Origin of the sequence: Micromonospora sonneratiae (assembly GCF_042679305.1) — a bacterium.
GTDB classification, from domain to species: domain Bacteria; phylum Actinomycetota; class Actinomycetes; order Mycobacteriales; family Micromonosporaceae; genus Micromonospora_H; species Micromonospora_H sonneratiae.
The window spans coordinates 23,657-44,040 of the sequence record NZ_JBHTMP010000023.1 but is presented as its reverse complement, the minus strand read 5'-3'; the positions used below and the strand labels follow the sequence as shown (position 1 = coordinate 44,040).

Here is a 20,384-nt window from a genome sequence, read left to right as displayed (position 1 = left end):
CATCGACGGTCAGACCATGTCGCTTGACCCATGGGGGTGATGCGAGATCGACCAATGTCAGCTCATGGTTGCTGAGTGTGGGACTGTTCAATGACGCAACGCGTGAACATGCGACAGCAGTTCCCGACACACCGATACCATGATCGTCATCCACGGCGAAAGATAGATGGCAGCCGATGGATGGGAGTTGAATCCTGATGTCGAGATAGCCAGGTACGACTGGCAGAGACTGAAATCCTTCAAAGGTGACGCCGCTGCTCTCCCGTCAGCTATCAATGCACTTGTGTTCGCAGAGTCGGAAGAGTCGGCGGAGAAGGCTTACTGGCAAATCGACAACGTCGCCCTACTTCAGGGGCGCCTTTCAGAATGCGTCGCCCCGCTAGTGTCACGCCTGGTCGCGGGTCTACTTCATGCATGCAGCAGCGGTCGCGCCTACATCCTCGACTTGCTGGCGGCCATCGCCGATGACTACGACGATCACGTTGATATCGGACACGTCGGTCCGGTCTCCGTCAGGGACTGTGCGCATCGGATGGTGGTGCAGTTTTCTCTGCATGTAGACGAGCTACGACTTGCTGGAAATCCGAGCTGTGTAGACATACTTCTTATGCGCGAAATCTACGAGGAAAGGCTTACGGTACAGGTGAAGCAGATCCTCGATGAAGCTCTTCACCTAGATTCATGCGCCAATATCATCGACCTCATCGAGACTTCGTTGGCGGATCTAGGCTGAATGGTGAACGGTCACCGAAGATTCGAGTGTTGATGATTGGTTAGCGTGAAATTGTAGCCCTTCCAGCTAACCGTCGCGAGTGTCCGTGCTGCAATTCAGCGTAAGCGTCGAGTTGATATTCGGATAACTACACCATCTGATGGCGTAGGCGCGGTCGGGGTCGGTTAGTCGCATATAGATGAGCGACGTGGAGGGTGCGGCCGATGTCGACCGACGGGTAGCCACCATTGCATACTGCCTCTCGACACGTGTCCTTAGCGCATCGTCTAGGACGATCAGCCGAACCGTGGTGCGTCGGCCGGTTCGGACGGGCCGTGGTAGATCGAGTTGTAGAGGATTGGGAACGCGGATCGGAGCCAACTCCGGAAGGTGTTCTCACCACCGGTGGTGACGTGCCCCTGGCCGACGTCGAATGAGACTACGTTTGCCAGCCCAGCGAGCGCCTGCTGGTCGTAGCCGTTGCGCACCAGCGTCCTCGGCACGTTGAACTGGTCCCGGTTGGTCGGTGTCGCGTCCCTGCCCGGCAGGTCGAATAGCTCCCGCGCGGTGTTCGCGCCGTCGCCGATGGCAACCGGGTCGCCGCCGCCCTGGTACGAACGCCCGCAACTACGCCCAGCCGGCTTAACCGACGCCGCGAGCACAGCCGAATTCCGCCCGCGGGCCGCTACCCAGGGCGTGGTGTAGATGGCGTAGACGGCACGTCGGTCTCGGTGGACACCCGCCCGAGCACTGCGCGGACCTGGGCGGTCGGTCGGATGATCATCGTCCCGGGCGCGAACAGGTGTTCCGCCCCGTGAGGTTGGGGATGCGGCTGGCGGAAGATTGGCCGGCGAGGGTGGTGTGTCTGCGGTGATGATCGGGCGGTTTCCAGGGGTGGTCGCAACGCCTGCCCGTTGGGGCCAGGGTCACTGGCCGCGCCGTTGCCCAGCGGGACCTTCGGCCCTACTGGCCAGGGTGTTGCCGACGCAGGGTCGACGGGAGTGCACGATCCACGGAAGGTGACCATGACGACGACCGGGCCCCTGCGAGTCGACCTCCATATCGGTAAGGAACAGGCCCGCACCGTCCATCGGCCGTTCTTCACCGCCGCGATCCTCTCCGTCCTGACCGTCGGCGCCAGCTGGGGGGTGCTCATCCTGTGGCGGATCGGGTTCGCCGAACGCTTCACCGGCGTATCGATCCACGAGATCAACGCACACGGGTACGCCCAGATCACCGGCTGGGTCGGGCTGTTCATCATGGGCTTCGGCTACCAGGGGTTGCCGAGGATCATGCGTACGAAGCTGGTCGCTCCTCGCCTGGCGATGGCCGTCTTCGGGGTCACGCTGGCCGGCCTGCTGCTCGCCACCACCGGTCTGGGCGTGGCCGGCCGGGGCACGACGGCGACGTGGACCATCATCCTGGCCGTGCTCGGACACGCGCTGACGTTGGCCGCGACCGTCACCTTCGCGGTGCAGCTAGCGATCACGTACCGGCGCAGCGGCCGAGTGGTGCGCCCGGGCTTCGTCGGCTTCGTCGGCTCAGCGCTCGTCTGGCTCGTCGGCCAGGCCGCCTTCGCCCTCTGGCACACCTGGATGACGATGACCGCCGGCAGCCACGAAGAGATGCTCTGGTACATCGCCACCTACCAGGCCCCACTGCGTGACCTCCAGATCCACGGGCTCGGGCTGTTGATGATCCTCGGCCTCTCCAGCCACCTGCTGCCGCAGTTGTTCGGGGTGGCCCGCACGTCGAACCGCCGGGTCTGGACGGCGCTGGTCCTCATCAACCTCGCCATCGTCGGCGAAGTCGTGGTGTTCGTGTGGTACCGGTGGGTCGACGACCACCGGGTGGCCGCGCTGCTCATGGTGCCGTGGCTGATGCTCGCCGTCGGCACCGCAATCATGGTTTGGCCCTGGCGGCTGTGGCGCCGGCTGCCCCGGGCAGACCACCGGTCCGGCAAGTTCATCCGGGCCGCGTACGGGTGGCTGGCGGTCTCCCTGGTGATGCTGCCGCTGATGCCCATGTACCAGATGGTCAGCGGCATACCCTTCAGCCACGCCTACTACGGGGCGATCCGGCACGCCATTACCGTGGGCTTCATCTCGTTGATGATCATGGGCGTGTCGGCCCGCGTGGTACCCACCCTCCGCGGCATACCCCCGAGGTCGCTCGGGTCGCTCATGGGCCCGTTCCTGCTGGTCAACACCGGCTGCCTGCTACGGGTCTCGCTGCAGACCCTCACCGACTGGCATCCGGTCTTCTTCGCGGTGGTCGGCGTCAGCGGTCTGTTCGAACTCACCGGCCTGGCCTGGTGGGGTGCGGAGATGCTGCGACTGATGCACCGGCCGGTGGTGCACGGACGCGACCGGTCCGGAGCCCTGGTCGTGGCTCGGCCGCCCATGGCTTCCGCAGCGCTGTGACGCCGGTCACCATTGCCTGCTAATTGACCTAGGTCATGCAGGCGACTCGCGCCACCACCCACGATGGCCGTACGTGAAGCAGGAGGGAGTCCAGGTGCACGAACACGACGACCGGTGGTGGAACCGGCTGTGGCACCGGGTCGCCGGACACTCACCGGACACCGCGGACCAGGTCCACTCCGCGCTGGAGTCCTCGCGCGAAGGCATGCGGGCACTGTGGGTCTCCCTGCTCGGTATGGGGGTGACCGCCGTCGTTCAGGCGGTCATCGTGGTGCTGTCCGGCTCCGTGGCGCTGCTCGGCGACTCGTTGCACAACGTCGCAGACGCGCTGACCGCCGTACCCCTGGGCATCGCCTTTCTCATCGGCCGGCGGGCCGCGACCCGCTCCTACACCTACGGCTACGGCCGGGCCGAAGACCTCGCCGGAATCGTCATCGTGGTAGCCATCGCCAGTTCTGTCGTCCTGGCCGGGTGGACAGCGGTCAACCGCCTGCTCCACCCGGCAGAGGTCACCCATCTGCCGTACGTGGCCCTTGCGGGAGTTGTCGGTTTCATCGGCAACGAACTGGTTGCCCGGTACCGAATCCGGGTGGGCCGGCGGATCGGTTCGGCCGCGCTGGTCGCCGACGGCCTGCACGCCCGCGCCGACGGGTTCACGTCGCTGGCCGTCATCGCCGCCGCAGCGGGTGCCTGGGCCGGTTGGAGCTGGAGCGACCCGGTCGTAGGACTCGCCATCGCCGTGGCGATGACCTTCACGCTCAAGGACGCGACCCGCGAGGTGTACCGGCGGCTGATGGACGCCGTCGACCCGGCGCTCGTCGACCAGGCCGAGGCGGCACTGCAGGCCGTCGCCGGGGTACGCGACGTAACCGCCGTACGGATGCGGTGGATCGGCCACCACCTGCACGCCGAGGCCGACCTCGTCGTCGACGCCGACCTGACGTTGCTGGCCGCGCACGAGGTGGCCGCCGACGCCGAGCACCAACTCATGACGGCCATACCGAGACTGGCCGGTGCCACCGTGCACACCGACCCCGCCTGTTACCCGGGCGCGCATCACCACGCCGACCTGTCCCAACAGCGCCGGGACCGGCTCGCCCAACTCGCACAATGACCACGTGCGTTACGGGGTGCAGAACCATCTTCGTGGCACCCCGAACGCCGCCATCACCAATCTGAAAGGAATCCGCAGGTGAACGACCGTGCCGAAAACCTCGTGATGACCGACCTCGCCGATGTCGCCTCCCTGGTGGACATCGCGCCGGACAGCACCGTCTCGCGCACCGTGCTCAAGGCCGAAGGCACACGGCTGGTCCTCTTCTCGTTCGACGAGGGCCAGGAGTTAACCGAGCACACCGCCGCTGTCCCCACGCTCGTACAGGTGCTCGACGGGCGGCTGCTGGTGACCGCGGCCGGGCGCCAGGTGGAGCTTCGTCCCGGCGGGGTGATCCATTTTGGTACGCGGCTGCCGCACGCCGTGCTGGCCCTGGAGCCCAGCCGGATGCTGTTGACGATGCTCGATCCACGACAGACCTCGTAAGTGTCAACGAGGGTCCTCGGTGCCCGGGCTTGGTACCGCGCTCGTGGATGCTGTCGTCGTCGGTAATGGCTTTGTGGGCTCGCCATTGCTGCCCGTGGGTCGGTACCCCCATCTCGGCGGCAGGCCGCAAAGCTGCGCGGCACCGCGCCGACAAGGGACGGGTATCGGGCCGCGTCAGCTCGTCTCTGCTCGGATCGCCGACAGCATGACCTCACGGGCCGGCACGGGTGGGTCCTCGGTGATGCGGGTGAGCCCGGCGAGCCCGACCCCGAGCATGAGAATTCGCCCGGCAGCCGCCCGCGCCGACGCACTGTCGGAGTCCCCGTCCAGGACCAGGGCAAGGACGTCGGTCAGCCGGGCGAGTGTCTCGACGTAGCTCCTCGCGATGAGGGGGCGTAGCTGCGCGTGTGCGCCCGTCTCAGCCCACCGCGCAAGCGCGCGCCCGTCTCCGTCGGCGTTCACCAGGTCGGCGAAGAAGAGCACGAGCGCGTCGTACGCGTTGCGGCCGACGACGCTGTGCTCGTACGCGTCGATCTCTTGCTCGGCGTAGTGCCGCCAGGCCTCTGCGGCGAGTTCCTCGGTCGAGGCGAAGTGGTGGTGGATCTGCCCCTGCGACCCACCGAGTTCGTCTGCCACGATCCGGGCCGTCACCGCGCTCAGGCCGTCCCGCCTGACCACGGCAGCCGCCGCCTCGACGATCGAGCGACGCCGCTCCGCCCGTGCCAGGTACGCCATCATCCCCTCCCTCGTACGGTTTGCCGGGTGCTGGACACCGAGCGTAGGAACGCGACGGTACGCGCCCGCAGCCCCTCCCTGCGCGCCTGGATGATCTCGTCGACCGGTGGGTCGAGTGGTCCGGTGACGGGCGCACTGTGCACCTTCGTGGCGCAGTCGAGGTCGGTGCACAGGAGGATGCCGAGCGTGCTCAGCCGCTGGCGCTTGTCGGTGGAGGGGCGTGGTGCGGCGAAGAGGGCAACCTCGTTGAAGCGGCGCATGAACTGACACAGGGCGCACATGACCGCTCGCCTGTCGTGCTCAGCCCGGCTCGGACTCTGGCGGAGTACCACGCCCGACGCCGTACCGTCGATGTCGGTGACCAGGTAGGCCCGCATCGGTGCTCGGGGGTCTCGCCACCCGAGATAGTCGAGTTTGTCCCACACAACCCTGTCGAACCAGGCTGGCAGACGCACCTTGCTCTCGGCCGGGTCCAGGTTGGCGATGGCACCGCGCACCTCGTCCCGGGTCATGACCCGCACGAGTTCTCCCCCTCCCGATCATTTCTGTACATGGCTACAAGTTGTAACACGGTACAAAATCCTCGTCCACTCGGTTCATCCCGTCGCAGCGGTCTGCGTATCGTCTTGACGGGCAATCCGGTTGGTAGGCGACCGGGAGAAAGAGGGATCATGTGTGCCACGCGCCGCCACACGCCTCTGTCGCGGGCGTGCCCGGAACCGCACCCCTGTCCCAGGCCGATGCGGATGGAGGTACTACGCCGGGTTCCGTTCTTCGGCCGGTTGTCCACCGAAGAGTTGGAAGGCGTGGACGCGCGCGCGGTGGCCCGTGGATACGGGGAGGGCACCGCCATCTACCGCGCCGGAACTCCGGCGCGCAGCCTGTACATCCTCGCCTCTGGTCGCGTGAAGATCACCCGCCCTCGACCGGGCGGCGGTGACGTGGTCGTGGACATGGTCCTGCCGGGCGAGCACTTCGGCGCGCTGCCCTCGCTCGGCCAGCAGACGTACGAGGACACGGCCGAGGCGCTCACCGTCTCCTGTGCGTTGGCCATCTCCCCGGAGGATCTCGATCAGATTCTCCGCACGTACCCGCAGGTCGCGCTCGAGCTGATCCCGATGCTGGCACAGCGGCTGGCCGAGGCGAGACGGGTGATCACGCGGCTCAGCGGAGACAGCGTCGAACGACGACTCGCCGGTACGCTACTCGCCCTCGCCGACCGCGCCGGCCACGTACAGCGGGAGGGCACCCTGCTGCAGCTTCCGCTCACCCGAGCGGATCTCGCCGGCATGAGCGGGGCCACAACCGAGTCGGTGAGCCGGACACTGAGCCGATGGCGACGGTTGGGGATCATCGACTCGGGACGGCGGTGGGTCGCGATCCGCGACCGTACGGCCATCGAGGCCAGGGCCGGCGCTGTTCAGCAGGGCTCCGCACCGGCGGCGACCGGCGAGCCCGGCTGACCGGGCCGAGGCCGCCAGCATCTCGCTGGCGGCACCGCAGCGGCTGGTCGCGTGGAGCGTCGCTGCGGTCAACTCGGCTGTCGATGCGGCCCTGACCTGCTCGGACGGTGCCAGCCAGCTGGAGTTCCGTAGGCGGACGAGTGATCGCGGCGGGCTCTGGGGCACCGGGTCAGCGCGCCGCCGCCGGGCAGCTATACGCGTGCCCCCGGGTGTGGATGGCCGTGGTCGTGTGCCTCGTGATCATGGCAGTGCCCGTCGTGCGGACCTTCGGCGGTTACCCGGTCCCACGCCTCGATCGGCAGCGCGATGATCGAGGCGGGGAAGAGGCCGTGCTCCTCGTTGTCGATGTGCCGGTGCAGCCGGTCCAGTGCGGCGAGCACCGCCGGCCAGTCCGGTGCGGCCCGGTCGACCGCGCCGAGCACGCCGTGGATGTCGTCGTGCTCGGCACACAGCTTGTCGACTGCCTCGGCGAGGCTGCCCTCGACTCGAAGCTCGACGAACAGGCCGGTCTCCTCGAGGCTGGTGTGCGGCATGAGCAGCGTAAGCAGCTCGTCCAGGGCCGTGACGGGGTCGGCCTCGCCGTGGGTGATCGCCCGGCGGAGTCGCCCGGCGGCGTTGCTGATCTTCTCATGCTCCTCGGTGAGCCGGGCGATGAGCGGGAAGTCCCGGCAGCCGCAGTAGTTACACATGATCAGAATCCTTCTGGCAGCGTTTTCCGAACAGGGGCGGGCGCGTTCGACACGCCCGCCGGCTGCCTATTCGATGAGGTGGATACAGCGATCCAAAGGGGGTTACCGGTCAGACGGTGGCCGGCTGGCGGTGCAGCCGGATCTGCCACACGTCGGGGCCTTCCTGCAGCCACTGCGTGTCGATCTGCCCGGGGTAGCGGGCGTCGATCTCGGCCAGCAGCGGCCGTGGGGCGTGCGGGGCGACCAGCACCAGCGCTCCGTCGGCAGGCAGCGCACCGATTGCGGCCAGCACCCGGGCGTGCCGCTCGGCGTGCGGCAGGCTCCGTACGTCCAGGCGCGCGTCGACGGCCAGCACCGGTGCCGGCGCGTCAGCCGAACCCTGCGAGCAGCCGCACCCGCCGCAACCACACCCGCCACCGGCGGCCTCGTCGGCTCCGAGCATCTCGTGCATGCCCTCCAACAGGTCGGCCAGCGACACCTGCGGCGCGTCGAGCAGCAGCGGCAGGATCAGGTTGTTTTCCTTCGCCAGGTGCACCTCGAAAAGCGCGGCCAGCGCCCGCGCCGCTGCGGCGGCATCCACCGGGGTCCCCGCTGCCTCGATCTCGGCTACCAGGGCGGTGATCGCCTGGTGCTCGACGAGCATCCCGTCGACCAGCAGTCGTCCGCCGGGCTGCTCGGCGGCGGCGGGGTAGAGGCCGGCCTCTTCGGCGGCGGCGTGCGGCACCAACTCCTCGCGCAGCCAGCTCAGCAGAACCTGCCGCTGCTGCGGCCATACCGAGCCTGCCTCCTGGCCCGTTGCGGCGTCGCGCAGCGCCGCCACATGGCCGGCCAGATCGGTGGACAGCTGGGTGTGGTGGGCCACCACCGCTGCGGCGGCGCGGCGGTCGGCATCTGACTGTGACATGGCTTGCCTCTTCCGAGTTTTCACTACCGTCTGACGTTATAAACGATAGTCCTCGTAAGATCCATGGCGACAGCTCGCCCGGAGAGACGAACGACACGTCCCGGCACCGTTCGCCCGGTTCGACTGCCGCCTGCTGCCTGGTGGAAGTGGCGGGCAGCGGGTGTCCCCGTCCTGTCACCAGTTCCGTACGGCGATCAGCTTCTCCGGGTCGGCCTCGGTGAAGCCGTACGCCGTCGCCACGAAGTGGAAGCCTGCACCGATCTCCTCCCGGGCCACGGTTTCGATCTCACTACCGGCCGCGTCGAACTCCGTCTCCAGGGCGTTGAACTCCTCCGTGGCCACCTCGGTGAGCGCGTAGAGCGTGGTCAGGTCCGGTGGTTGCTCGGCCTCGATCCGTTCACAGAGCCGCAGCAGGATCGCCCTGCCCTTGTCGACCAGGTGATCGGGGAAGTACGCGTCCTCGTACATCTCCTGTAGGAATGCATACGCTGCCACCTGCTGGTTCCTGACCGGCACCGGATTCTCCTCCTGTCTGGGAGCCGAGCCGTCATCCTGCCGGCCACCTCTGACACTGCCGGTCGACGCGCCACCGGTGCCGGCCCGACGACGTCCCACGGTGGCGGATACGCCCGCAGGGGGCGTGACCATGGCGGTCACGCCCCCTGTCGGTTTTCGGTCCCATATCCTCCGGCGTTGGTGCCGCTGGTCAGTCGGAGCAGTGCTCGATGCCGTTCCCGCAGTTGACGGGCCGGTTCTTGGTGATGGACGACCTACCGTCGATCTTGGTCTTGGCGTCCTTCGCGAAGAAGCCGCCCGGCTTCGCGGTGGAGTTGTTCTCGGTCAGCCTGCTCTTGAACACCGAGACCTGACCCTTCTCGGCGTGGATGCCGCCGCCCTTCGAGAGCGCCCCGACCCCACTGTTGCGGTTCACCTCGGTTCCCCGTACGAGAAGGGTCGACTTCTCTGCGAAGATGCCGGCACCGTTCCCGCGCCCGGTGTTCTCCTCGATGAAGCTGTCGTCGGCCGCGACGAGGCCGTTGACGGTGGCGATGCCGCCGCCGTTCGTGGTCGACGTGTTCCGGTGCACCGTCAGGTTGCGCAGGGTGATCACCGCGTCCCGGTTGAGGATGCCGCCACCGACCTTGGCGAAGTTGCGGATGACGTCGGTGTCCCAGACCTTGGTCCGGGCGTTGACGCTGGCAATGCCGCCACCCTCGGTCGCGTTGTTGTAGGTGAAGGCGGTGGTGGCGACATCGGCCGCGCCCTGGAAGTTGGCGAAGCCACCACCGAACGCGTTGGCGCTGTTGTTGGTGAACTCGGAATCGGCCATGGTGAAGACGCCCCCGTTGAGGATGGCCCCACCCTTGCCTGACGCACCGGCCGCCTGATTGTCGTGGAACTTGCTGTCGACCACGGTCATGTGGCCGTCGTTGAAGATGGCGCCACCGCCCCCTTCCGCGGCGAGCGCGGTGCTCTGGGTGATGGTGACCCGCTCGACGGCGGCGGTGGCGTCGTGGTCTACCTGAATGCTTCCGCCGTTTGCGGCACGCCCGTTGGTGAGGGTGAGGTCGACCAACTTCAGCTCGCCTCCGCCGCGAACGGTGAAGAACCGGAACACCGCAGCGTCGGTGCTCCGGCTGATGGTCGCGCCCGCACCGTTGATGGTGATCGGGTGGTAGATCACCGGCAGGCCGGACTCGGCGTCGCTCTGGTCGGGCTTGGCCAGCGTGTACGTGCAGCCGGCCGCCAGCGCGATGTTGCCGCCACCCTCGTTGTTGGCGCGGACCAGGGCGGAGACCAGTTCGCTCGAATTGCACGGTACGGCGGTCGCCTCGGACGTCCTGGGGGTCTCCGCCCTGTCCCCACCGGTTCCGTCCTTGTCCCCACCGGTTCCGTCGGTCGGGTCTGCCGTCGCGGGCGCGTGTGCTCCGGGCTGGTCCTCCGGGGCCGGTTCCCGGTCCTTCTGGCCAGCCTGTTCGGCACCGCCATTCGCGGCGATCGAGGTCAGTTGCCCCAGGCCCGGACCGCCCAGGGCGTGGCTGCCACCGACCATCGAGACGATGCCGAGCCCGGCCGCTCCCATGGCCACGCTTCTGGCGACCAGTCCGCCGGCTGGGAACCAGCGTCGTCTCGTTCGTTGTACCGGAGGCCTTTCGGAATCCTCCTGACCCCTGTGAAACCTGGACATCAAGTTCTCCTGCCCTACCCAAGGCTTGACCACGCCGACATGGGCGCGGAGGGCGACGGATCGTCGCCCGCTGGTGGCCACGGTAGGGCGACTACCCGGAGGAAGCAGGCCTAGTGTGAATAAAGCACACGATACGGTGGATTGCGGTTATCGACTCCCGACAGGCACATGTCGGGTCGGCCTACCCGCCATTGGCAATCAACTCGCTATCGACGCGTTCCTGCCGATAACGGGCGCACGAGACCCGTGCTGCGGCGTCATCGGCATGATCGTCGAGAACCGGGCCGGTCAGCCCGCCACCGTGTACCGGCCGTCGGCGGTGTGCTGGATCCGGCCACTCATCTCGGCGATGCGCAGCCCGTACCGCAGGTGCCTGTCGCTCTTCTCCGTCCGGCGGCGGTAGCCGAGCAGTTCCAGGGCCGACCGGAGAAGCTGGTCCTCGTCGAGCGGCGTGGACCGTACGACGTGCACCAGGGCGTTCGCGACCTCCTCCGGCGGCACCTCGCCGATCGCCCGGTCGGTGCTGACCTGGGTGACCCGGATGCCCCGCCAGGTGAGCGGGTTGACGCCGGTCGGCCACACGAAGGTGCCGACCTCCGGATGCTCCCGTACGAGTTCGGGGTCGACCAGCGCCAGCACCGCGGCCCGGCGATCCGCCCGGACCCGGGTGTACTCGAACCGGGCCAGCGTCAGCCGAGCCAGTCGGTGCTGCTCGATCGGCCCCTCGGCGGCGAGGATCTCCCAGAGCGCCTTACGGACCGTCGGCTGGGCGCCCTGCTCGACGCCGGCCGCGCCGATGTCGGCCTGGGTGCCGAGCACGGTCGGCAGGTACGGCACGAACGGTCGCACCCATGCTCCGCCGTCACCCTCCGGCGGTGCCTCGTCGTCGATCGCGGCCACCGGCTCGGCACCGGGTTCCATCACCACCTCAGCCGCTGCTCCGATGGCCGCTGCTCCGGTGACCACTGCTCCGGCGGCCGGTTCCGCATCGGTCCGGGCCGCTGCCTCGACGGCGGCTGCGGTGGCCACGGCCGCCCCGATCCGGTCGAGCAGGGCGTCACGGTCGAGGATCCAGGTCGGCAGCCAGAACCGGACCACCTGCGACCAGCCCATGATGGTACGCAGCAGGTCGGGTGCCGAGTCCCGGTCGACGACCGTGTGCCGGCGACTCCACTCCGGACCGTCGAGCATGATCGCCACCTGCCAACGTTCCGCCCCGGGGGCCCGTACGGCGATGTCGACGGTGAAATCGGACAACCCGTGGGCGGTGGTGACCTCGTACCCACGGGCCCGGATCGCCTCGGCGACCTCGTCGCGTACCCGGCTCGACCGGTCCGTCCGGCCGCTGGCCAGGTCACCGAGCCGGTCGGTGCCGGCGGCGGCCAGTTCGCAGTACGCCCGCAGGTGTTGGGTGCCGACCGCGGTGGTCCGGGCCAGGTCGATGTGACCGGGGTCGAACGAGGCGAACAGCGCCACCTGTCGCCGGGCCCGGGTGATGGCGACATTCAACCGCCGCTCCCCACCGGCCTGACTCAACGGGCCGAAGTTGAGCGGCAGCTGGCCGGTCTCCGGGTGCGGTGAGAACGCCAGCGAGAACAGGACCACGTCCCGCTCGTCACCCTGCACGTTCTCCAGGTTCTTGACGAAGATGGGCTCGGCGACGGCGGACAGGTGCTTGCGGACCAGCGGATCGCTGCTCTCCTCCAGCAGGTTGAGGATCAGGTTCCGTTGCTGGATGTTGCAGGTCACCACGCCGATCGACTGGTCGGCGGTGGCCGGGTCACGCAACCGGCGGCCGACCTCCGCCACGATCGCCCGGGCCTCCACCTCGTTGGTACGGGTGGCTCCCCGGTCGAAGTGGCCGTCGACCCGGTGCCAGCGGATGCCGGCCGAGCCGTCGACTCCGGGAGACGGCAGGCTGGAGAGTTGGCTGTCGTAGTAGTAACGGTTGGAGAAGGCGATCAGCGATTCGTCGTGGCTGCGGTAGTGCCAGGACAGCCAACGTTGCGGCAGCCCGGACTCGACCGCCTCGGTGAGGATGCTCTCCAGGTCCTCGGGTACCGGCCCGTTCTCCTCCACCTGCTCCTCGACACCGTGGGCGGCCTGCATCACCGTCGTCGGCGGCATCTGCCGGGAGTCACCGACGATCACGACTGCCCGTCCCCGGCCCATCGCCCCGACCGCCTCGGCCACCCGGATCTGGGACGCCTCGTCAAAGATGACCAGGTCGAAACGGTGCGCTCCGGGCGCGAGGAAGTTCGCGGCCGACGCCGGGCTGACCAGCACGCAGGGGGTGAGTGCCAGCACCAGGTCCGGGTACGCCTCGAACAGCTCGCGGAACGTCTTGCCGCCGCGCTTGCGACGCAACTCGGTCACGAAGTCGGTGAACCGGCCCCGCTGGTCGGTCGGGTCGAAGGGACGGCGGCGTACGAGCACCGACGGCAGCCGCTGCGGTAGCGCCGTACGCAACTCCCGGGCGGCCGACTCGAACTGGACGATGTGCTCGTCGTGCTGGTCCGGGTCGAAGTCCTGGAGCCCGCCGACCCGGAGTCGCTCGGGCAGCGACGCCGTGGCGATCCCCCGCTGGTACGCCTCCTCGACCTGCTGCGGGTCGACCTGCCCGGTCAGCAACCGGGCGCGGTAGTCGCCGAGACCGGCGGCGGCCAGCACGTCGCCGTGGACGAGCAGGTCGGCCCAGCGGTGGAGCGGAAACAACGCCTCGGTTCGCAGCTCGTGCAGCCAGGTCGCGCCGTCGCGTTGCCACGCGTCGAGCCAGGACGACCCACCGGCCCAGAGGTCCAGCTCGGCGGTCCCGGTGCGCAGTACGCCCTGCCAGGCACGCCACCGTGCGGCGACCTGGTCCAGCAGGATCGCCCCCGACTCGCCGAGGCTGTTGTGGAACAGTTCCCAGGCTGCCGGGTGGGTCGCCAGCAGGTCCCGGCTGGCCTGGGTCGCCTGCACCGCCTCGTACAGCTGCACCTCGGCGTCCGGGTCGGCCGGGTGCCAGTCGGTCGGCAGCCACAGGCCGCCGGCCACGGCCAACTGCTGGAGCAGCGCGTCGGCGTGCGCCTGCGCCGCCACCAGGCGGCTCAGGATCAGTTCGACCTGCTCGGGGTCGATCGCGGTCAACGGCTGGAGGTAGCCGGCCAGTCGTTCGGTGATGGCCCGGCGACGTCTCGCCTTGCCGAACAACCGCCTGGTCGTCGCCTGCGCCTCGGCGTACCACGCCTCCAGTTCACCGACGCGCATGACCTCGGGCCGGAAGGTGGTCAGCTCGCCCTCGTAGTTGTGCTGGTACTGCGCCAGCTCGGTCCGCAACCGGCTGACCGCCTCGTCCCAGCCACGGTTGGCCGCCTGCTGGGTGGTGTCCCAGTCGGGCAGCAGGCCCCGTACGGCCAGCCAGGCGGCGGGCGTGAGGTCACGGATCGCCTCGGGGCCGGGCAGGTCCCGCAGCAGTGACATCAGCTGAGGCTCGGCGGCGAGTTCGGCACGGCTGGCCTCCAACTCGGCGGCGATCTGGGTGACCGCCTCGACGTGCAGGCCGGTCAGGTCCCGGCAGCCGCTCAGCGCCCACGGATGGTCCGGTCGCAGCCGGGCCGCGTGGGCGGCGGTGGGAAACTCCCGCAGGGTCTCCTCGACCTGTGCCCGTACGGCCTGCGGAGCGGCCAGGTAGGACACCGGGATGGGCGCGGTCGGCCCGTCGCCGTACGCAAGGACCTGTTCGTACGCCGACCAGAGCGACCGGCCGGCGGCGTTCTCGGCGTGCACCTGCTCCGGGTAGCGGGCCAGCGGGACGAGCCGCGTACGGTAGGCGGTCTCGACAGCTGCCCAGGCGTTCTCGTCGCCGGTCTCCCGCTGGTCCAACGCCTCCCGCAGCTGCTCCCGGATGGCGTTGATCGACTGCTTGCGGCCGTGCAGGTCGAGGGCGAACGGGCCGAGGCCGATCTGGTTGAGACGGCGCTTGGCGACCTCCAGCGCCGCCTGCTTCTCGGCGACGAAGAGGACCGAGTGGCCCTCGGCCACCGCCTTGGCGATCATGTTGGTGATGGTCTGCGACTTGCCGCTGCCGGGCGGTCCTTCGAGGATGAACGACTGGCCCCGCTCGGCCATGACGATCGCCTGCATCTGCGATCCGTCCGCCGGGATGGGCAGGTGCAGCTGCGCCTCGTCCACCTCGGCGTCGCCGGCGGCGCGGGCCGGGTCGTCGAACGAGTCGCCAAAGGACTCGACCAGGTGCCGGACGACCGGGTTCTCCATGAAGACCGGCCAGTGGTCGGTGAGGTCACGCCACATCTGGAAGGTGGAGAACTGCAACAGGCGCAGGTTCGCCGCCTCGTCGATGCGGTAGTCGAGCCGGTTGTCGATGAGCCTGGTCTTGATGGCGGCCAGGGTCCGGGGGATGTCGATGCCCCGCTCGTCGAGCGCCGGCTGCTCCAGTTCCGCGATCCGTACGCCGTGCTTGACCCGCAACCATTCGATCAGGCAGTAGTTCGGGGTGGCGACCTCGGAACCGTCGATGACGATCCCGTACGGACGCCGCCCGGTGCCGCCTTCGATGCGTACCGGCAGCAGGAACAACGGTGCGTGGGCCTCTCCACCGGTGGTCTTCGGGTGCACGAGGGTGCCGATGGTCAGGTAGAGATAGTTTCCTCCGGTCTCCTGTTCCATCGTGCGGGCCTCGCGCTGCAGCTCCCGCATGGTGTCGGTGTAGCGCGCCTCGGTGACCGCCCCGTAGAGGCGGTGGCTGGTGCGCAGTTCCCGGGTGAGGACCTCGGGGTCGAGTTCCTGCACCCGCCGGGCACCACCCCGGTCCGCCAGGTGGCCGACCGCGTCCTGCGAGGCGATCTCCAGCTGCCTGCCGTCGTGGATGAGGTCGTCTAGCAGGGCGAGCGCTCCGACGGGCACGTGGAGTTCCAGTCCCCGGCCCCGGGTGGGCAGGTTGAGCAGCGGATTGCGCAGACTGAGGTCGAGCAGTGTCTTCTTCCACCGCTGCACGCGCGCCGGTGACGTGTCCGACTGCGGTGGTGCGTCGTCTCCGTCGGCGGCGCTGCGGTGCAGCTTCGTACGCGCTCCGCCGAGCGGCAGATCGATCGACTCGGCACCGAGGGCGTCCCCGGCGGTCGGCGGCGGTGTCTGCGCCGTGTCCGTCGACGGCAGCGGGCGGACACCGGAACGGTGTGCCAACCGGATGTCGACGACCCCCCGCAGGTCCCGGGCGGCCTGGTCACGGAAGTGTTCGAGCCCGGCCTGCACCGCCTCCGGGAAGCTCGCCGGCTGCCCGCCGCCCCCGATCCGGGACAGCTCCACCGGCACCGCCCGACCGGATTCGACCATCGAGACCAGCAGGCCGGGTTCGGTCACGGTCACCGAGCCCAGCCGCTCCTCGTCGAGCAGGAATCCGGCGAAGACGTGTCCCCGGGCGATCCAGATCAACGGGTGCAGTCCGGCCGCCGCCAGACACGCGGAGTACGTCGTCGCCAGGTCGAGACCGGTGCCGATCCGTCCGGTGAGGACAGTGGCGGTGGTGCGTACCTTCTGTCGGGTGTTCTCGAACGGTGCGGGCAGCGGCCGGGCGGCGATGCCCAGGTGGCGCAGTGCCTCGTAGACCGCGCCGGCGATGTGTGCGGCCCGTTCGGGTCCGGCCTGGTAGCCCTGCAACGCGCTGGAGTTGGTACGCCGGAGCAGGATCTGCGCCGCGGTCTGGAGGATCGCGGCGACCGCCCTGGTGTCGGGCTGCACGAACGCGGCCAGGGTGTCGTACAGCGCCGGGCTGTTGAACCATTCGTCGTGTGCCAGCACCGACGACGGTGCCGACAGACGCAGGTCGGGGCGGCCGGGGCGGTGCACCGTCAACCGGTAGTCGACCGGGAACGCCTCGTCGATTCGGCTCAACTGTTCCGGATCCGGGGCGAGGTCCGCGAAGTAGTCCCAGCCCATGGTCGCGCCGGGCCGGAGCACCCCGGTGACGGTACGCCGCCACGACTCGGTCAGTTCCCCATGCGCGCTGCGCAGTTCGAGCGTCAGCACCATCCCGGAGAGCGGGGCTTCGCCGAGGTTGGTCAGCGACAGGTGACGGACCAGCGGCACCCGGTTGCGTACCAGGGCGTAGGTGATGGCCGGCTGCACGAGCAGTTCGACCGCGAGCTGCCCGTCGTCGGTCGTGAACTGCTCAAACACATTGTCGGGCAAGGGTTTCTCCAAGAGCCGGAGTGGAGATCGTCAGCTTACGGAGTGGGGACGAACGTTCCTCGGCTCGGGTCCGACCTGCCATCCGACCGGGCCGCATCCGGTTCGACCACCCACATGGGACCGATCTCGCCCAGCTCGCTGAGCGGTTCGACGAACTGCTACCCCTGGTGTCCTCCGCAGCCCCGCACCTGGTCGCCCAAAGGTCAGCAAGTGGTGTGTCGTGGGCCCCGGCCCCCCCCCCCCCCCCCCCCCCCCACGACCGTGGCGTGGGTCGGCTCAGCGGAGCGCGCCGGTGATGATCCACAAGTGGCCGAACGGGTCACGGATGCGGCCCGAGCGCTTGCCATAGGGCCGGTTCTCGATCGGCACGACCACCTCGGCACCGTGGGTGACCATGCAGACCGACTTCTCCGGCCCTGGCGGCGGCCACGAGCCGGCCCCGGGCAGACTCGAAGCGGACGAGCCGTTGGCACTCCTTCGGCGTCACCCCGAACTCGGTACGAACCGTACTGCTCAGGTGCCGCCGGGAGCACCCGAGCAGCGCATCGGTAGGCACGGTCACCCCTGCCACAGTACGACCGTTGAGGCGGCGCTGATCAGCGGATCCGGTCTGGCGCGGCACGGTCCTGTCCCAGCCGGTGACTACCATTGCCCGGTGATCACATCGCCGGTCCCGTCCGATGCCCTCGCCCGCTTCCCCGGGCTGGCGAAACTCGGCCGGACCGCCACCCGACTGCATCCACGACCGGGGACGGTCACCGCCCGGGACAGTCATGTCGGTGGGCCGCTGCGCTGGCCGGTGGACGAGCCGTGGCCCACGTGCGACACCCCGTACACCGCCCGGGAGGAGGTGCCGCTCCCGGCCGAACTGGTGGCCCGGCTACACGATGCGCAGGCCCGTCGTACCGTCCGGCATGTGCTGGCCGAGGGCGAGGCCGAGGTACACGACAAAATCGCCCGGCTGGTCGGTCCGGGCTTCAGCGGCTGGGGCTCGGTCAACGGCGGGCCGGTCGTCGGCTACCGGTACCGCCCGAAGCCACATCCTCGCCCCAATCCGATGGTGGCGCTGGCCCAGCTGCGGGCCGTGGACGTGCCTGATCTGCCCCGCCCCGGCGGTGCCGACCTGCTCCAGGTGTTGTGGTGCCCGTTCGACCACGACGAGACCTCCCTGCACGGCCCTCGCCTACACCTGCGGTGGCGACGCGAGGCGGAGGTGACCGAGATCCTCGCCGATCCGCCGACCGGCGATGTCGGCAACGACGGATACCTGCCCCGTCCCTGCCGACTGCACCCCGAGCAGATCGTCGAATACCCGTACCCGGAGGAGCTGCCGAACCACCTCCGCGCACAGGTGGACGACTGGGAGGAGGAGGACGAGGACAGAGACGAAGACTACGTCGACACCTTCATGGCCCCCGGCTGGAAGGTCGGCGGGTATGCCAAGTGGAACGTCACCGACCTGCTCCCCACACCGTGCCCACGTTGCGCCGGTCCGACCACACTGGCACTCGTCATCGACTCGTCCGAGTACGACGGCGGAACCCGGGACCGGTGGTGCCCGGTCGAGGAACGGGACGTGGACGGGGCGCACCCGGACCGGCTCGCGCTTCAGGAGCCGACCGGGGTCACCGTCGGACGCTGGGGCGCGCTGCGGATCTTCATCTGTCCACGGTGTCCGGACATCCCGTTCCGGCTCGACCTTCAGTAGTCCTCGACTTCAGTAGTCCTCGACTTCAGTAGTCCCCGACTTCGGAAGTCCTCGACTTCGGAAGTCGACGCCGGCCACCGCCCCGCACCGGTTCGAGCGCGGCGGCCAGCCGTTCGAGCCACTGGCTGGCGAGAAGACCCGTACCGGCACCAACCAGGGAGCCGACTGATCAGGCGGCTCCTGGCCTGGCGGACTGCACGCTGGCCGTGCCCGCCTTCCAGGTGCGGTAGCCGCCGTCGAGGTTGTGCACCCGGTAGCCGTGGCCGGTGAGCAGCGCGGTGGCCGTGTGTCCGCGCTGGCCGACCTGGCAATACACGATCAGGGCCCGGTCGGGCACCTCGGCCATCCGCTCGCGCAGTTCGTCCAACGGCAGGCTGATCGCTCCCGGCAGATGGCCAGCCGCGTACTCGGCCGCGGTGCGCACGTCGAGCAGCGCGGCGCCGGCCTCGACCGCAGCTGCCACCTCGTGCCACTGGATGCTCTGCTCGCCGTCGGACAACTGGTTGCCGGCGATGTAGCCGAGCATGTTCACCGGATCCTTGGCCGACCCGAACGCCGGGGCGTACCCCAGTTCCAGGTCCGCCAGTTCGTCGGCGCGCAGGCCCGCGTACAGAGCGGTGGCGAGCACGTCGATACGTTTGTCGACGCCCGCGCCGCCGACCGCCTGCGCCCCGAGGAGGGTTGCGTCGTCCGGATCGAGAAGGAGCTTGAGCGACATCGGCTCGGCGCCCGGGTAGTAGCCCGCGTGTGATGCTGGATGGGTGTGGATCACCCGGTAGGGCCGTCCGGCGGCGCGTAGCCGCTTCTCGTTCGCGCCGGTGGTGGCGACTGTCAGGCCGAAGACCTGCACGATCGCCGTACCGATACGCCCACCCAGCCGCACCGGGAGCCCGGCAATGGCGTCGGCGGCCAGCCGCCCCTGCCGGTTGGCGGAGTTCGCCAGCGGGATCAGCGACGGCGCACCGCCCACCCGGTCCACCTTCTCCACGGCGTCACCGACCGCATAGATGTGCGGGTCACTGGTGCGCATGGTCTCGTCGACGGCGATCCCGCCGCGCGGACCGAGCTTGAGGCCGGCGCCGCTGGCCAGGTCGGTCTCCGGCCGTACGCCGATGGCCAGCAGCACCAGGTCTGCGTCGAGCAGCCGGCCGTCGTGCAGTTCGACCACGTCGGCGAGGACCTTTGTCACCGTGGCACCGAGGTGCAGGGCCACGCCGTTCGCGGCCAGTTCGGCATGGACCGGCGCGGCCATCTCGGGGTCGAGCGGCGCCAGCACCTGGGCGTCGCGCTCGACGACGGCGACGGTGAGGCCCCGGCGGGCCAGGTTCTCCGCGACTTCCAGGCCGATGAACCCGCCGCCGACGACGACCGCCGTGCGGGCGCCGCCACGCACGGCGGCAGCGAGCCGGTCGGCCTCGGCGACAGTGCGCAGCGTCAACGCCCGCTCGACGCCAGGCAACTCCGGCACGACCGGTGCGGCGCCCGGGCTGAGCACCAGATGGTCGTAGCCCTCGTCGTACTCCCGGCCGGTAACCAGGTCACGCACCCGCAGCCGACGGGTCTCCCGGTCGATCGCCAGAACCTCGGTGCGCACCCGCACGTCGAGCCCGAACCGGGTATGCAGGCTCTGCGGGGTCTGCAGCAGCAGGTCGTCGCGGCGCTCGATCACGCCGCCGGCGTAGTACGGCAGCCCGCAGTTGGCGTACGAGACCTCCGGCCCCCGCTCCAGCACCACGATCTCGGCCCCGGATGCCAGTCGGCGCAGCCTGGTCGCCGCCGACATGCCACCGGCCACCCCGCCAACCACGATCGTCCTCACCATGCCCCCTCGCG

General features: G+C 69.2%; 16 protein-coding genes. 6 read left to right on the top strand and 10 right to left on the bottom strand.

Going from position 1 to position 20,384, the window contains the following annotated elements; genetic code table 11:
* The first annotated feature begins 166 nt into the window (after nucleotides 1-166).
* Nucleotides 167-733 (top strand): hypothetical protein, encoded by a 567-nt coding sequence (locus tag ACFQ4H_RS16515; protein ID WP_377571854.1) that lies wholly within the window; start codon nucleotides 167-169, stop codon nucleotides 731-733.
* 275 nt (nucleotides 734-1,008) lie between these two features.
* On the opposite strand, the gene ACFQ4H_RS16510 is transcribed toward ACFQ4H_RS16515, so the two are convergent.
* A complete protein-coding gene (locus ACFQ4H_RS16510; protein ID WP_377571853.1) occupies nucleotides 1,009-1,374 on the bottom strand; it encodes a hypothetical protein in 366 nt (121 codons plus the stop codon).
* A 363-nt stretch (nucleotides 1,375-1,737) separates the two neighbouring features.
* Between ACFQ4H_RS16510 and ACFQ4H_RS16505 the strand changes: the two genes are divergently transcribed.
* The 3 genes from ACFQ4H_RS16505 (at nucleotide 1,738) to ACFQ4H_RS16495 (ending at nucleotide 4,675) form a co-directional block, all read left to right on the top strand.
* Nucleotides 1,738-3,135 (top strand): NnrS family protein, encoded by a 1,398-nt coding sequence (locus ACFQ4H_RS16505; RefSeq protein ID WP_377571852.1) that lies wholly within the window; start codon nucleotides 1,738-1,740, stop codon nucleotides 3,133-3,135.
* Nucleotides 3,136-3,208: 73 nt separating this feature from the next.
* On the top strand, nucleotides 3,209-4,249 hold the full coding sequence (locus ACFQ4H_RS16500) for a cation diffusion facilitator family transporter (RefSeq protein ID WP_377571851.1): 1,041 nt from the start codon (nucleotides 3,209-3,211) through the stop codon (nucleotides 4,247-4,249).
* Between the two features lie 78 nt (nucleotides 4,250-4,327).
* On the top strand, nucleotides 4,328-4,675 hold the full coding sequence (locus tag ACFQ4H_RS16495; protein WP_377571850.1) for a cupin domain-containing protein: 348 nt from the start codon (nucleotides 4,328-4,330) through the stop codon (nucleotides 4,673-4,675).
* Between the two features lie 174 nt (nucleotides 4,676-4,849).
* Here the strand turns inward: ACFQ4H_RS16495 and ACFQ4H_RS16490 are convergent, their stop codons facing one another.
* Both ACFQ4H_RS16490 and ACFQ4H_RS16485 read right to left on the bottom strand, forming a co-directional pair.
* Nucleotides 4,850-5,410 carry a TetR family transcriptional regulator gene (locus ACFQ4H_RS16490; RefSeq protein ID WP_377571849.1) on the bottom strand — a complete coding sequence of 187 codons (561 nt, stop codon included), beginning with the start codon at nucleotides 5,408-5,410 and terminating at the stop codon, nucleotides 4,850-4,852.
* The gene (locus ACFQ4H_RS16485) at nucleotides 5,410-5,922 is read right to left on the bottom strand and encodes an FBP domain-containing protein (RefSeq protein ID WP_377571908.1); all 513 of its coding nucleotides are present in this window, start codon (nucleotides 5,920-5,922) and stop codon (nucleotides 5,410-5,412) included. The genes ACFQ4H_RS16490 and ACFQ4H_RS16485 overlap by 1 nt, the downstream gene beginning before the upstream one ends.
* Before the next feature lie 234 nt (nucleotides 5,923-6,156).
* Between ACFQ4H_RS16485 and ACFQ4H_RS16480 the strand changes: the two genes are divergently transcribed.
* Nucleotides 6,157-6,873, top strand: a complete 717-nt coding sequence (locus ACFQ4H_RS16480) for a Crp/Fnr family transcriptional regulator (protein WP_377571848.1) — start codon at nucleotides 6,157-6,159, stop codon at nucleotides 6,871-6,873.
* Between the two features lie 191 nt (nucleotides 6,874-7,064).
* On the opposite strand, the gene ACFQ4H_RS16475 is transcribed toward ACFQ4H_RS16480, so the two are convergent.
* The 6 genes from ACFQ4H_RS16475 to ACFQ4H_RS16450 form a co-directional block, all read right to left on the bottom strand.
* The gene (locus ACFQ4H_RS16475) at nucleotides 7,065-7,562 is read right to left on the bottom strand and encodes a hemerythrin domain-containing protein (RefSeq protein ID WP_377571847.1); all 498 of its coding nucleotides are present in this window, start codon (nucleotides 7,560-7,562) and stop codon (nucleotides 7,065-7,067) included.
* A 109-nt stretch (nucleotides 7,563-7,671) separates the two neighbouring features.
* Nucleotides 7,672-8,466, bottom strand: a complete 795-nt coding sequence (locus ACFQ4H_RS16470) for a DUF2249 domain-containing protein (RefSeq protein WP_377571846.1) — start codon at nucleotides 8,464-8,466, stop codon at nucleotides 7,672-7,674.
* A 174-nt stretch (nucleotides 8,467-8,640) separates the two neighbouring features.
* Complete coding sequence (locus ACFQ4H_RS16465; RefSeq protein ID WP_377571845.1) at nucleotides 8,641-8,961, bottom strand: DUF5713 family protein; 321 nt, start codon at nucleotides 8,959-8,961, stop codon at nucleotides 8,641-8,643.
* Between the two features lie 211 nt (nucleotides 8,962-9,172).
* Nucleotides 9,173-10,549 (bottom strand): hypothetical protein, encoded by a 1,377-nt coding sequence (locus ACFQ4H_RS16460; protein WP_377571844.1) that lies wholly within the window; start codon nucleotides 10,547-10,549, stop codon nucleotides 9,173-9,175.
* Between the two features lie 393 nt (nucleotides 10,550-10,942).
* On the bottom strand, nucleotides 10,943-16,843 hold the full coding sequence (locus ACFQ4H_RS16455) for a DUF4011 domain-containing protein (RefSeq protein ID WP_377571843.1): 5,901 nt from the start codon (nucleotides 16,841-16,843) through the stop codon (nucleotides 10,943-10,945).
* 276 nt (nucleotides 16,844-17,119) lie between these two features.
* The gene (locus tag ACFQ4H_RS16450) at nucleotides 17,120-17,239 is read right to left on the bottom strand and encodes a VOC family protein (RefSeq protein WP_377571842.1); all 120 of its coding nucleotides are present in this window, start codon (nucleotides 17,237-17,239) and stop codon (nucleotides 17,120-17,122) included.
* Nucleotides 17,240-17,498: 259 nt separating this feature from the next.
* Between ACFQ4H_RS16450 and ACFQ4H_RS16445 the strand changes: the two genes are divergently transcribed.
* Nucleotides 17,499-18,551, top strand: a complete 1,053-nt coding sequence (locus ACFQ4H_RS16445; protein ID WP_377571841.1) for a hypothetical protein — start codon at nucleotides 17,499-17,501, stop codon at nucleotides 18,549-18,551.
* Nucleotides 18,552-18,720: 169 nt separating this feature from the next.
* On the opposite strand, the gene ACFQ4H_RS16440 is transcribed toward ACFQ4H_RS16445, so the two are convergent.
* The gene (locus tag ACFQ4H_RS16440; RefSeq protein WP_377571840.1) at nucleotides 18,721-20,373 is read right to left on the bottom strand and encodes an FAD-dependent oxidoreductase; all 1,653 of its coding nucleotides are present in this window, start codon (nucleotides 20,371-20,373) and stop codon (nucleotides 18,721-18,723) included.
* Between the last annotated feature and the right edge of the window lie 11 nt (nucleotides 20,374-20,384).